The sequence below is a fragment of the Paenibacillus sp. RC21 genome (genome assembly GCF_044907935.1).
GTDB lineage: Bacteria > Bacillota > Bacilli > Paenibacillales > Paenibacillaceae > Paenibacillus > Paenibacillus terrae_A.
On the sequence record NZ_JBIYCS010000002.1, the window covers coordinates 309904 to 322246 of the forward strand.

Sequence of the window (12343 nt, forward strand, 5' to 3'; positions counted from 1 at the left end):
ACCATTAGTAAATCGTCTCGTCATATACGATCCTTGCTGTCGCTGGACGGACGATTGCCGCCGTGCGGGTGATGCTTTTCGTATACTTCCTTCATACTTCGCTTGGCTGTCTGCGCATAAACCTGCGTCGTGGACAGATCGGCATGGCCCAGCATCTCCTGTACGGAGCGCAAATCCGCTCCGCCCTCCAGCATATGTACCGCAAAAGAATGCCGCAGGGTATGCGGTGTAATATCCCCGCTTATGCCTGCTTCCTGACCATACTTCTTGATCATTTTCCAGAAACCCTGTCTGCTGAGACGCTGACCGGACACATTGAGGAACAAGGCTTCCTGTTCTATCTGAGCCTCCTCACCCTGCCCGGACCGCAGCAACAACGCACGCTGCTCGTCCATATACGCTTGTGCCCACTGCGATGCCTCACGGCTGATCGGCACGACACGCTCCTTCCCCACCTCACCGCCACAGTGAACGAAACGCAGATCGGTGCGTACATCACGCACGTTCAGGGCGATCAGCTCGGATACACGGATGCCTGTCGCATACAGCAGTTCCAGCATCGCCTTGTCCCGTCCCCCTTGCGGGGTGGAAACATTCGGCGCTGCCAGCAGACGCTCTATCTCATCCTGCGTGAGCACAGAAGGCTTCTTTTTGTTGGCCTTCGGCAGCTCCAGCAAGACAGACGGATCATGCCCCGTAATCCCCTCCCGAATGAGAAAATGGAAAAAGGAGCGGATAGAGGCTACGCTGCGCGAAATCGTCGCTGCGGCTTTTCTCTGTTCCTTCAAACGTCCCAAATACAGCACCAGATGGGAGCGTTGAATATTGTCCGGCTGCTCAATGCCGCAGCTTTCAGCGAACTCGACAAACTGCTGCACGTCCCGCTGATACGCTTCCAATGTGCTGGGCGACAAGCCCTTTTCGTCTTCCATATATCGAACAAAAGGTTGAATATACATTTTCATGAGTTCCAGAAGTCTCCTTGTCCTGCATACAACGGTTCAGTCGGATCAGTCTCAGCGTCTACATGGACTATTCTCCATACCAGTAAAAGAAACGTAAACGCTCCGACACTGCCGTCTTATGCTCGGATACGTCGGATAATTCCTGCCCGCCGAATACCTTGACTGCATGTCCTTCCGGTATCCGGTAATGATCCACAGGTGTAATCCAATCCCTGAATAACCCAAGGCTATAGTAGAACATACATGCCAAAGCCCCGAACAGTATGACCAAACGCAGCCATTTCAGTCCTCTCCGCAACGATAGTACCATGTGAATCAGCCGCCTTTTTTCCAGATTATAGGGCCTATTAAGGCTCTCTATGGAAGGGTATGACAAGCTGTTACTTTTTATACCGCTTAATGTCGTATAGCAGATCCTGAACCCAAAAAAGCTCCCCCGAACGCGTCTTCGCCGGTGAGAGCTTGGGTTGTCAGCTTATTAATCCTGAGATTTGTTTTTCTTGGTTTTACCCAAAAATTTCTGGGCGGTCGTATCGTTCTTCGCCTTGCAACGATAACAAATACCGTGAAAGTCCAAACGGTGGTCCACTACGGTAAAGTTATATTCCCGTTCCAGACGCTCTTCCAGCGGTCCAAGCCAGTCCTCCAGTATTTCATCCACACTGCCGCACTGCACACATATCAAATGGTGGTGGTGATGCTTGGTCGTATCGCCGCGCAGGTCATAACGCGCAACGCCATCACCAAAATTGATTTTCTCCACGACGTGCAGTTCACTTAGCAGTTCTAGGGTACGGTATACGGTTGCCAGACCGATTTCGGGAGCTTTCTCTTTAACGAGCATAAATACATCTTCCGCACTCAGATGATCATCTTCGTTCTCAAGTAAAACTCTGACGGTGGCTTCCCGCTGAGGCGTTAGTTTGTAGCCCTGGGATTGCAGCTGCTGCTTAATTTTTTCGATCCGTGCTTCCATGTGTCTCCCTCCCCCTGCAAAAGCTACTGCCCACTGCACTTTTTTTCACTCCTATTATTATAGGGGGTCTATACAAATAAAGTCAAACATTTTGAAACGGAGTCAAGGAGACACGGAAGCAGTCAGCATAGGAGTAACCCACTGCATCATAACCGGGGTAATCCAAGTTTCAAAGGACGCGCTTCCAACGAGGAGCAACATCATTGCCGCGGTCAGCCCTGCGTAGGACAGCAACGGACGCAGCATTCCGTCAGATGGCCGTGTAGCGAGTATTTTAGTTTTGATCATATGAATGGAAAAGGTCATCGCAGCCACACTGCACACGAGCAGTACCGGAATGACGATTAAATTGTGGGGAGCCACGGAGACGAGGGAAAATAACAGCCCCTTCCACGAATATTGTCCTACCATATACCCTACCGAAAATCCGATCAACACACCCTTGAGGAAATTCAGTACGAGAATGCCAGGAAGACCGATGACCGAAAGACCACATACCCAGATTAAACCGACCCATTTTAGATGTAGAGACACACTATCCCAAAAGGTTGAGGTCGCTTGCGAACCAGCAAAGCCCTGCTCATTTTGATTAACCGTCACAAAAAAATCCTTCAGATAACGCGACAAATCCTGAAGCTGCTCCAGCGAGAGAGCGTTCACCATCAGTGCACCAAAGACGACTCCCACCAGAAACAGCACGGCCAAAAAAACATAATACGGCGTTTGGTCCTTTAACGTATGACGAAACCATTGCATCGGCGTCCTGCCCCTTTCATCTGCTTGTTTGTCCAAAAAACAACCGTAATCCGACAGCTGATGGCTAGGGTTCGGGACAGCTTGCGCTGCAAAAGAAGATTCACGAGTGATGTGCCAAGCCAACGGCATATATATTTAATGGTTATGAACAAGCAGACGCCGATATGACTTTAATAGGACATGACTTTATGGGGACAAGACTTTACTAGGACTTGGCTATTTTGCCGTAGGTTCCGCCACCACCGGATACGAGGGAAAGTCGTCCTTCCCGGGAAAGGACAATTTGCTCTGCCAACACTTCTCCGACAACCGCCGCCAATTGTTCCTGTGTGACCTCATGTAAAATATTCATTTCTGTTCCGAACGCATTCAGCAGATGGTTCAGCTTGGCTTTGCCCAGACCGGGGATAAACTCCAGCGGAATCTGGTAAATGTACGGTGGACGATGCGATGGAATCACGGGCTGCTCACGGTCAGCAATACTCCATATCCGATCCAGTACGCCCCGCACCAGCTTGGTATGACCACAGGCAGGGCAGCGTTCGTCCGCCATCTCTTGCTCATCCATAATCGTACCGCAGCTTTGACAGTAGGAACGATGGTACTTGCCCAGCTTCGGATTTAATCCGTAATTGGCAGACACCCGTCGTCCTTCCCGGCGCTCCAAAGCCATTCTGAATTCATCAAAGCTCGGCTTTGCCATGGATAATTTGTTGTACTCCCGTCCAATTTTGCCGAGCGAATGGGCATCCGAATTGGTCAGGAAGCTGAAACGGTCCAGCTCCGATATCAATCCGGCCATAGACGAATCCGCACTTAACCCCAGCTCCACCCCGCTAATGAGCTGCATATCCAGCAGTTCCTCCATACGGGCCGCAGAGCTGCCGTATATGCCCTTATGAGGGGTGAATACATGCGCTGGCACCATTATGCCTCCACGGCCGTAAATTTGCTGCTGTAGCTCGCGTGGCGGAGCATAGATACGCTGCGAGCTAAGATTGACATTTTTCATGTGCCGAGCCATCCATTGCGTAAAATCCTCCATCGCCTCCAAATTGGGAAAATAGGCCAGGATGTGTGCCTCGGGACGGCCTTCCGACCGAATCTCCAACTCCGTTCCCAGCAGCACAACCGTATCCCGGTACGCGATACCGCCACCCCTGATTTCCGCCATTTCACCTGTTTGCAAATAAGCGTGGATATTCTCCTGCACGTTCGGGGCATGGCAGTCAATGATACCGATCAGTCCGATCCCCTTGCGACCAGATGCTTCCTTGGCAATGTTGGCAAAAGTCAGGTCCCGACTGCCGCTAATTTTGACCGGAGCTCCCTTTTCCGTTCTGCCGATATGAATATGGAGATCAGCATAGTAGTCTGTAAGTTCCACCGTATTTCCATTCATACCGCTTAGAAGCTCCCTGTGTGTTGGTGAAGCTGCCACGCATAGACGGCCAGAATCGTTTTGGCGTCACTAATCCGACCTTCGCGAATGAGTGCCTGTGCTTCCTCCAGCGTCACCTCAAACAGCTCCAGAAACTCATCCTCATCCGGTTCCATTTCTCCCAGTTCCAGTTCTTCAGCCACATACAGATGAATGATTTCATCCGCAAATCCGGGGGAAGTATAAAAGGAATGTAGCAGCTTCAGCGACTTGGCAGTATAGCCTGTCTCTTCTCTCAGCTCGCGTCCCGCCGCTTCCATTGGATCTTCGCCCTTTTCCAGCTTGCCTGCCGGGATTTCCACCTCACAGCGGCCCATCGCCTGTCTGTACTGATCCACGACCAGCATTTTCCCCTCATGCAGCGCCAACACGGCCACCGCCCCCGGATGCTTCACGATTTCACGCTTACCCGTGGAGCCGTCGGGAAGCTCTACCGTATCCACCTGTAACGTAATCACTTTTCCTTCAAAAATGGGCTGCGTGGATACCGTTTTTTCCTCCAGCGCAGGATTGGAATAAGGCTTGCGGTCTGGGTTGTTCACCTGTTCGTTCACTGGATCTTTCTTATGATTGTTCATCAGCATGTTGCCTCCTTCGTCATCTATCTCTTCATTAGCTATCGCCAGCTTTAGTCTAACTTGTCCACTTCGGACATATGGTGGTATTATAACAAATTTCTCTGTTCAAAGGAGATTCGCCAATGAAAAGCTACCGTACCGAAACCACTCTCCATATTGTCGGCAAAGCCTGGCAGATCCAAGCCCTACTGCGGCAATGGCAAAAAGAACACGGCTCCGCTGCCACGATCGCCTCGCTCATGGTTCCAAAAAAGGTTCAGGTCTAAAGACAAGGGAACGCTATCCCTGTCTTTAGCCTGAACCTTATGTGTATCGCGCCAGTCTTACTTCGTCGCCTCTTGGATAAGAGCTAGGACCACTTCGGCAACCTTCACCAGATCATCTGCCTTGATTTTTTCCTGTGTTGTATGAATGTTCTGGTAGCCAACAGCCAAATTCACCGTTGGAATTCCCAGTCCATTGAATACATTGGCATCCGAGCCACCACCGGAATGGAAGGTCGGCGTTGCCAGTCCCAGCCCTTGTATAGCACGCTGCGCAACCTGCACAATTTCATCATGCTCTGTGAAGCTGAATGCCGGATAAATGACTTCGCTGCGGAATTCTCCTTGTGCACCAAATTCACGCGCGGTAGTTTCCAGTGCTTCACGCATATGCTGGATTTGATGATGAACCTTCTCCTGCACAATACTACGTGCCTCTGCCCGGATCAGCACAAAATCGCATACAACATTCGTTGCTCCGCCGCCCTCGAAGCTGCCGATGTTAGCAGTCGTTTCCTTATCAATCCGTCCCAGCTTCATGTTGGAAATGGCCTTGGAAGCTACTTGAATGGCACTGATGCCATCTTCGGGATTTACACCCGCATGAGCAGATTTTCCAGTAATTTTCATTTCAATACGAGCCTGCGTTGGCGCAGCCACACAAATGGAGCCTACTTCACCATTGGAATCCAATGCATACCCAAAGTCCGCATCCAGCAATTCTGGTTTCATTGCCCGTGCGCCGAACAGACCGGACTCCTCACCTGCCGTAATCACAAACTGAATTTGTCCATGGGGAATTTTCTGCTCACGCACGACACGAATCGCCTCGAACAAAGCGGCAATCCCTGCCTTATCGTCTGCCCCCAAAATGGTTGAACCGTCACTGCGAATCCAGCCATCCTCACCCAGCTGCGGCTTAATGCCTTTGCCTGGTGTAACGGTATCCATGTGGCAGATAAAAAACAATTTAGGTGCTTGCTCCGCGCCTTCCGCTTTCCAGGTTACGATCAGATTACCCGAACCATGTCCGGTTCTTTCGCGGGAATCATCTTCTGTTACCTCCAGCCCAAGTGCATTGAATTTTTCTTTCAGAACACGCGATATTTCCTGCTCGTGCTTGGTTTCGCTATCCACCTGTACGAGTTCCATAAATTCTTGTACGATTCGGTCTTTCACTACTTTTGCTGTCATTGAACTTCCCTCTCTTTCCCGTTTACGCTACAATACGGATAGATAGTCTTATATCTGACTTAAACCTATCCTAAAGGAGTTACACATGCCAAACAAAAAATGGGTTCGTTTTTTCGTCTACATTATGCTCGCCGCGATGATTGGCTCTACGCTGTTCATGGTGATTGAGCCGTTGATTATGCCACTATAATGGATTGCGCCGCTCAAGATATTCTCCCATCCCAGTGCTCCATGGAGACTCTAGGCGGACAAGCTGTGGCGCAAGAAAACAGGCGGGCTTCCGTGTACATCACAGAATAGCCCGCCTTTGCTTTATAGGAGGGAATGACTTTGCCATTCCGCCGCAAATGAAAATTGCTCCTCAAAGTAAGGTACAATCTCCTTCGCAATCTGCTCCACTGAAAAAGTCTGCTGTGTGCAGTCCTCCAATGAAGTTACTCCATATTCCTGAATTCCGCATGGAACGATACCCTGAAAGCCCTCATGCTGTATCCCTGATTTGATATTGAAGGCAAAACCATGACTGGTCACAAAGCCCCGACGGTGCTTACATTTGTTGAATTTGACTCCTATGGCCGCGATTTTAAGATTCCCGACCCATACCCCTGTGTATTCAGGCTTGCGACTTCCTTCAATACCATGGGAAGCCAGCAACCGAATGATCACCTCTTCCAGACTCCTGAGGTATCCGTGCAGGTCAAGCGCCTTCTGGTTGCCCAGCATAAGCAGGGGATATCCGACCAGCTGCCCCGGCCCATGATATGTAATGTCTCCCCCACGGTCAATCTGAAAGACGCTGATTCCCTGAGCTTTCAACTGCTCCGGCGTGAGAAGCAGATGCTCAGGATGCCGCTGAGAGCCAATCGTGTAGGTCGGCGGGTGCTGGAGAAGCATAAGCGTTTCCCTCGCCTCCCCCGCATCCAGCTTCCCTACAATATCCTTCTGGACATCCCATGCATGGGCGTACTCCATCCTATTCGTATAGGTTACATCCAGCGGTCGTCTGTTCACGGCCTGTCACTTCCTCTCCGTCCATTTACCCAACTGTTCGGATGATTAGTACAGCTTCGTATCCAAGGTGTAGCCTTCCAGGTTTTCTTTGATCCGTTGCAGGAATCGTCCGCAGATCACACCATCCAAAATGCGATGATCCAGCGACAGACACAGGTTAGCCATTGAGCGAACCGCGATCATATCATCAATCACCACTGGTCTTTTAACGATGGATTCAAAGGTCAGAATCGCAGCCTGCGGATAGTTAATCACCGGATATGACAGTATTGAACCAAAGGAGCCAGTGTTGTTCACAGTGAACGTCCCACCCTGCATATCGTCCAGCTTGAGCGTACCTTCACGTGTTTTACGTGCCAAATCGTCAATTTCACGCGCCAGTCCGGCAATATTTTTCTGATCCGCTTTTTTAATAACAGGTGTAAGAACTGCGTCCTCTGTACCCACGGCCAGCGAAATGTTGATATCTCTTTTGACGATAATTTTGTCTACAGCCCATACCGAATTCATGATCGGATATTCCTTGATGGCATTCACGACTGCTTTCATGAGGAAGGCCAGGTACGTAATGTTAATGCCTTCTTTTTGCTTGAACTCATTTTTGATCTTGTTGCGGAGCATCACCAGATTGGTTACATCCACCTCAATCATCGTCCAGGCATGTGGAATTTCAGAGACACTTTGCCGCATATTGCGGGCAATCGCACTGCGAATCGGTGTAACGTCGATAAAATACTCCGATCTGTTATTGTTGCCACCCTCAACTTCGATCACGGGAGCTTTCGGAGCTTCCGTCAAATGAATGCCGCTGTTGCGCACCGGAATTGCAGGGTCCATATTTTGAATCGGTGTACTTTGCTGAACAGCAGACTGCTGTCTTCCGGCAAAAGGAGAGCCTTGCGCTGGTGTCGTTGCAGTTGGCTGTTCGGATACCCCTGCCTGAGCGGAACCACCCTGTTGTACATAATTCAGCACATCTTTGCGAGTAATTCGTCCACCCATGCCTGTGCCTGTCACCTGATTCAGGTCTATGCTGTGCTGAGCAGCCAGCGTTTGCACCGCTGGAGAAAAACGTCCCCGCATGGATTGATCTGAGGCAGCACCCTGTTGGGATTGTACTTGTTCTTGTGCGTTGCCTTGAGGTGGTGGCGCAACGGGAGTCGCTCCAGTTGATACAGCAGGTGCAGCCGACTTCGTCTGAATACGGCAAATCAATTCTCCAACGGCTACCGTCTGACCCTCCTCTGCCAACAGATCACCCATAATTCCGTCCAATGTCGATGGAATTTCCGCGTTCACTTTATCTGTAATGACCTCGCAAATCGGTTCGAATTGCTCCACCGTTTCGCCAGGTTGTTTCAGCCATTTTGCAATTGTCGCCGATACAAGCGATTCTGCCAATTGGGGCATGGTCACGTCGGTCCATTGTTTTTGGTCTGACATTTTTTCAACTCCTTAACATCATAGGAGAGCGCGTTTTACCGCAACCCCCGCTACACTTTTGGAATGCTTTCGTCCAATCCGCTCTATATTAATACATTGCAAGACGGCGCATCGCTTCCTTAACCTTATCTTTGTTCAACATATAAAACTTCTCCATCGGCGGGCTGATCGGCATTGCAGGCACGTCTGGAGCGCACAAGCGCTCAATCGGCGCATCCAGCTCGAACAGACATTCCTCATTAATAATAGCGGATACCTCGGCACCGATGCCGCCCGTTTTGTTGTCTTCATGCACGATGAGTACCTTGCCTGTATGCTTTGCAGCTTCAATAATGGCCTGACGGTCTAAGGGCTGGAGTGTGCGCAAATCCACAACATGTGCGGTAATACCCTCTTCCTTCTCCAGCTCCTCAGCAGCCTGCATAACAAAATGTAGCGGTTGGCTGTACCCGATGACCGTAATATCGTCACCTTCACGCAGCAAATTGGCTTTACCAATCGGAACGATGTAATCATCATCAGGTACTTCACCCTTGATGAGCTTGTAGGATTTTTTGTTTTCAAAAAACAACACCGGATCAGGGTCACGAATGGCTGCCTTCAGCAATCCTTTGGCGTCATAAGGTGTAAAAGGCGCTACAATTTTCAGACCCGGTGTGCCAAAAAAGATAGATTCCGGACACTGTGAGTGATATAAGCCGCCAAAGATCCCCCCACCGATGGGCGCACGGATTACAATAGGGCAGCTCCAATCGTTGTTAGAGCGATAGCGAATTTTAGCTGCTTCACTAATAATCTGATTGGTTGCCGGAAGCATGAAGTCCGAGTATTGCATTTCGGCAATTGGCTTCATTCCGTACATGGCCGCACCAATCGCAACTCCGGCAATAGCCGACTCTGCCAATGGCGTATCCAAGACACGCTGCTCACCGAATTGATCCATAAGACCCTTGGTGGTCGTAAAGACACCACCCTTAACACCAACATCCTCACCTAACACAAAAACCGTTTCATCCTTCTCCATTTCTTCCTTCATGGCAAGACGAATCGCATCAATATATTCTATAACCGCCATAATTACCGGCCCTCCCTATCGCTGTCAGCATAAACATGCAGTAGCGTATCTTCGGGCTTCGGAAAAGGCGCATTATCCGCATATTCAATCGCTTCCTTGACCTCGAGCAGCAGCTCAGCAGACAAATCCGCGTCCTTGGCCTCATCCCAAATGCCGCATTCCAGCAAATAATTTTTCATACGGGCAACGCCGTCCTTGGCCCAGTTCTCATCCACTTCCTCTTTGGTCCGGTAAGCCAGATCATTATCCGAGGTAGAGTGAGGAGACAGGCGGTACATCATCGCTTCAATAAGCGTTGGCCCCTCGCCACGAATAGCACGTTCACGCGCTTCCTTGACGGCTGCATACACTGCCAGCGCATCGTTACCATCGACCCGAATCCCAGGGAATCCGTATCCCAAAGCACGGTCGCTCACCTTGCCTGCCATTTGCTTATGAACCGGAACTGATATCGCATATTGATTGTTTTCACACATAATGATAACTGGCAGCTTCTGCACACCTGCAAAGTTACAGCCTTCGTGAAAATCCCCCTGGTTGCTGGAGCCTTCACCAAATGTAACGAACGATACAAAATCCTTCTTCTGCATCTTGGCAGCCAGCGCTACACCTACTGCGTGTGGAACCTGCGTCGTCACCGGACTGGAGCCTGTCACAATACGCAGCCGTTTACTGCCGAAATGACCGGGCATCTGCCGGCCACCGCTGTTGGGATCATCCGCCTTGGCAAATTGCGACAGCATCAGTTCGCGTGGCGTCATACCAACCGCAAGTACGAATCCGTAATCCCGGTAATAGGGAAGAAAATAGTCCTTCTCCCGGTCCAGTGCAAAAGCCGCACCTACTTGTGCCGCCTCCTGCCCAATGCCGGAAACGTGAAAATTAATTTTCCCTGCCCGTTGCAGGAGCATGTTGCGCTCGTCAAATCTTCTTGCGAGCAGCATATATCTGTACATGTCAATAACTTGTCCGTGAGTCAGTCCCAGCTGTTCATGTCTGAAGCCAGCGTCTACAGCGCCTTTTGAACTCATTGAGGCACCTCCTTAAGTGTCAAACATCCTACTACCAGCACCTAGTACCATCTTGTCTTAAAACCTGGTACTAAACTCTGGCTAACTCCATTATAATCCTTTTCTCCCCAAAAAGAAAAGCACCGATTTATTTGAATTATTTAAATCCCTATCGCCTGTCCATCAACCGCCAGCATCGCTTCTCCCAAAATCTCCGACAATGTTGGATGCGGATGAGCCAGCTGTCCGACTTCCCACGGCGTAGCATCCAACAGCTGCGCAAGAGCCGCCTCGCTGATGAGATCCGTTACATGCGTACCGATCATATGTACACCGAGAATATCATTTGTTTTCTCATCGGCAATCACTTTGACGAAGCCGTCCCGACTACCGTACACCAGCGATTTTGCGATAGCTTGAAAAGGGAACTTCCCTGTCTTCACCTGATGTCCACGCTCACGGGCTTCTTGCTCCGTCAAGCCGACACTCGCTGCCTCAGGACGTGTATAAATACAACGCGGAATCAGATGATTCGGTACGCTGTGAACCACTTCGCCCGCCAGATGATGGACCGCCAGCAGCCCTTCATGGCTCGCTGCATGCGCCAGTTGTAAGCCTCCGATGCAATCCCCGATCGCATAAATATGCGGCTCATTCGTCTGCAAATGCTCATTAACCGATATAAGGCCACCCTCTACTCGGATATCCGTATTTTCCAGCCCTATATTTTCCACATTCGCCTGACGACCTACCGAAATAAGCAGCTTGGAAGCGCTGATTGTTTCGGTTTCGTCCCCCTTTTGCACGTCAACCTGTACGCCTTCTTCATCCTTACCGTACGTTTCAGCCAGCACTTGCGAGCCCGTCAGAACCTTGACTCCACGCTTGGTTAACAGACGCTGCATTTCACGCGAAATGTCCTCGTCCTCGGTTGGAATAAGCCGATTCGCCGCCTCAACCACCGTAACCTCCACGCCAAAATCGTTCAGCATGGAAGCCCATTCCACGCCAATAACGCCACCACCTACGATAATCAGGGAAGCGGGCAGTTCTTCCATCGTCAACGCTTCGTCACTGCTCAAAATAAATTCGCCATCCGGCTCCAATCCGGGCAGTACACGCGGTCGTGATCCCGTTGCAATAATAAGATGGGCAGGAACAATCGTCTCCATCTCGCCATCTTCCAGCTCCACGGCAACTGCACCGCTTTTTGGTGAAAAAATCGACGGCCCAATTACGCGTCCTTTGCCGCTCAGCACCGTGATTTTATTTTTACGCATCAAAAATTGCACGCCCTGATGTAACTGCTCCACAACGGCTTCCTTGCGCTCTTGTACCTTAGGGAAAACAAGTTGCGCTCCCGAGGTCTCGATGCCGTATTGCGCACTTTCCTTAATCGTCGCATATACTTCCGCACTGCGCAGCAAAGCCTTGCTCGGGATACATCCACGATGCAGACAGGTTCCACCTAGCTTGTCCTTTTCAATAATAACGACTTCCTTGCCGAGCTGGGCTGCACGAATTGCTGCCACATATCCCCCGGTTCCTCCGCCCAAAATTGCAACATCACAATGTATAGTCATGCTTCTCCTCCATTAACATTGATTATATATAGCTTATTGTACTCTCTT

14 protein-coding genes are annotated in these 12343 nt (G+C 50.3%); 2 read left to right on the top strand and 12 right to left on the bottom strand.

The window, feature by feature from the left end; genetic code table 11:
- Positions 1-20 precede the first annotated feature (20 nt).
- The 6 genes from xerD to ABIA61_RS06640 form a co-directional block, all read right to left on the bottom strand.
- Positions 21-965, bottom strand: a complete 945-nt coding sequence (xerD, locus tag ABIA61_RS06615; RefSeq protein WP_404580497.1) for a site-specific tyrosine recombinase XerD — start codon at positions 963-965, stop codon at positions 21-23.
- 67 nt (positions 966-1032) lie between these two features.
- Positions 1033-1275: a YqzK family protein gene (locus tag ABIA61_RS06620; RefSeq protein ID WP_044647628.1), complete on the bottom strand. Its 243-nt coding sequence runs from the start codon at positions 1273-1275 to the stop codon at positions 1033-1035.
- Positions 1276-1443: 168 nt separating this feature from the next.
- Complete coding sequence (gene fur / locus ABIA61_RS06625) at positions 1444-1941, bottom strand: ferric iron uptake transcriptional regulator (protein WP_137063517.1); 498 nt, start codon at positions 1939-1941, stop codon at positions 1444-1446.
- Positions 1942-2043: 102 nt separating this feature from the next.
- Positions 2044-2697 (bottom strand): stage II sporulation protein M, encoded by a 654-nt coding sequence (gene spoIIM / locus ABIA61_RS06630; protein ID WP_283657137.1) that lies wholly within the window; start codon positions 2695-2697, stop codon positions 2044-2046.
- Between the two features lie 205 nt (positions 2698-2902).
- Entirely contained in the window at positions 2903-4099 is a 1197-nt protein-coding gene (locus tag ABIA61_RS06635) for an endonuclease Q family protein (protein ID WP_404580498.1), read from the bottom strand.
- 5 nt (positions 4100-4104) lie between these two features.
- Positions 4105-4716: an NUDIX domain-containing protein gene (locus ABIA61_RS06640; RefSeq protein WP_283657138.1), complete on the bottom strand. Its 612-nt coding sequence runs from the start codon at positions 4714-4716 to the stop codon at positions 4105-4107.
- A gap of 122 nt (positions 4717-4838) precedes the next feature.
- Between ABIA61_RS06640 and mciZ the strand changes: the two genes are divergently transcribed.
- Complete coding sequence (gene mciZ / locus ABIA61_RS06645) at positions 4839-4982, top strand: Z-ring formation inhibitor MciZ (protein ID WP_014282169.1); 144 nt, start codon at positions 4839-4841, stop codon at positions 4980-4982.
- Between the two features lie 57 nt (positions 4983-5039).
- Here the strand turns inward: mciZ and ABIA61_RS06650 are convergent, their stop codons facing one another.
- Complete coding sequence (locus ABIA61_RS06650) at positions 5040-6173, bottom strand: tripeptidase T (RefSeq protein ID WP_404580500.1); 1134 nt, start codon at positions 6171-6173, stop codon at positions 5040-5042.
- A gap of 85 nt (positions 6174-6258) precedes the next feature.
- Here ABIA61_RS06650 and prli42 point away from each other — a divergent pair, with 85 nt between their 5' ends.
- A complete protein-coding gene (gene prli42, locus ABIA61_RS06655) occupies positions 6259-6363 on the top strand; it encodes a stressosome-associated protein Prli42 (RefSeq protein WP_014282171.1) in 105 nt (34 codons plus the stop codon).
- Positions 6364-6485: 122 nt separating this feature from the next.
- Here the strand turns inward: prli42 and lipB are convergent, their stop codons facing one another.
- The 5 genes from lipB to lpdA form a co-directional block, all read right to left on the bottom strand.
- On the bottom strand, positions 6486-7184 hold the full coding sequence (lipB, locus tag ABIA61_RS06660) for a lipoyl(octanoyl) transferase LipB (RefSeq protein ID WP_283652292.1): 699 nt from the start codon (positions 7182-7184) through the stop codon (positions 6486-6488).
- Between the two features lie 45 nt (positions 7185-7229).
- Positions 7230-8627 (bottom strand): dihydrolipoamide acetyltransferase family protein, encoded by a 1398-nt coding sequence (locus ABIA61_RS06665; protein ID WP_404518908.1) that lies wholly within the window; start codon positions 8625-8627, stop codon positions 7230-7232.
- 88 nt (positions 8628-8715) lie between these two features.
- Positions 8716-9702: an alpha-ketoacid dehydrogenase subunit beta gene (locus ABIA61_RS06670; RefSeq protein ID WP_404518907.1), complete on the bottom strand. Its 987-nt coding sequence runs from the start codon at positions 9700-9702 to the stop codon at positions 8716-8718.
- A 2-nt stretch (positions 9703-9704) separates the two neighbouring features.
- Positions 9705-10733, bottom strand: coding sequence for a thiamine pyrophosphate-dependent dehydrogenase E1 component subunit alpha (locus ABIA61_RS06675; RefSeq protein ID WP_404580501.1), 1029 nt, complete (start codon positions 10731-10733; stop codon positions 9705-9707).
- Positions 10734-10873: 140 nt separating this feature from the next.
- The gene (gene lpdA / locus ABIA61_RS06680; protein WP_404580503.1) at positions 10874-12295 is read right to left on the bottom strand and encodes a dihydrolipoyl dehydrogenase; all 1422 of its coding nucleotides are present in this window, start codon (positions 12293-12295) and stop codon (positions 10874-10876) included.
- Positions 12296-12343: the final 48 nt, after the last annotated feature.

Coding starts and splice junctions, on each gene's coding strand:
- ABIA61_RS06640 (WP_283657138.1), bottom strand. CDS start 4,716: ATGAACAATCATAAGAAAGATCCAGTGAACGAACAGGTGAACAACCCA.
- lpdA (WP_404580503.1), bottom strand. CDS start 12,295: ATGACTATACATTGTGATGTTGCAATTTTGGGCGGAGGAACCGGGGGA.
- ABIA61_RS06670 (WP_404518907.1), bottom strand. CDS start 9,702: ATGGCGGTTATAGAATATATTGATGCGATTCGTCTTGCCATGAAGGAA.
- ABIA61_RS06635 (WP_404580498.1), bottom strand. CDS start 4,099: ATGAATGGAAATACGGTGGAACTTACAGACTACTATGCTGATCTCCAT.
- ABIA61_RS06665 (WP_404518908.1), bottom strand. CDS start 8,627: ATGTCAGACCAAAAACAATGGACCGACGTGACCATGCCCCAATTGGCA.
- ABIA61_RS06650 (WP_404580500.1), bottom strand. CDS start 6,173: ATGACAGCAAAAGTAGTGAAAGACCGAATCGTACAAGAATTTATGGAA.
- prli42 (WP_014282171.1), top strand. CDS start 6,259: ATGCCAAACAAAAAATGGGTTCGTTTTTTCGTCTACATTATGCTCGCC.
- mciZ (WP_014282169.1), top strand. CDS start 4,839: ATGAAAAGCTACCGTACCGAAACCACTCTCCATATTGTCGGCAAAGCC.
- spoIIM (WP_283657137.1), bottom strand. CDS start 2,697: ATGCAATGGTTTCGTCATACGTTAAAGGACCAAACGCCGTATTATGTT.
- fur (WP_137063517.1), bottom strand. CDS start 1,941: ATGGAAGCACGGATCGAAAAAATTAAGCAGCAGCTGCAATCCCAGGGC.
- ABIA61_RS06675 (WP_404580501.1), bottom strand. CDS start 10,733: ATGAGTTCAAAAGGCGCTGTAGACGCTGGCTTCAGACATGAACAGCTG.
- ABIA61_RS06620 (WP_044647628.1), bottom strand. CDS start 1,275: ATGGTACTATCGTTGCGGAGAGGACTGAAATGGCTGCGTTTGGTCATA.
- xerD (WP_404580497.1), bottom strand. CDS start 965: ATGAAAATGTATATTCAACCTTTTGTTCGATATATGGAAGACGAAAAG.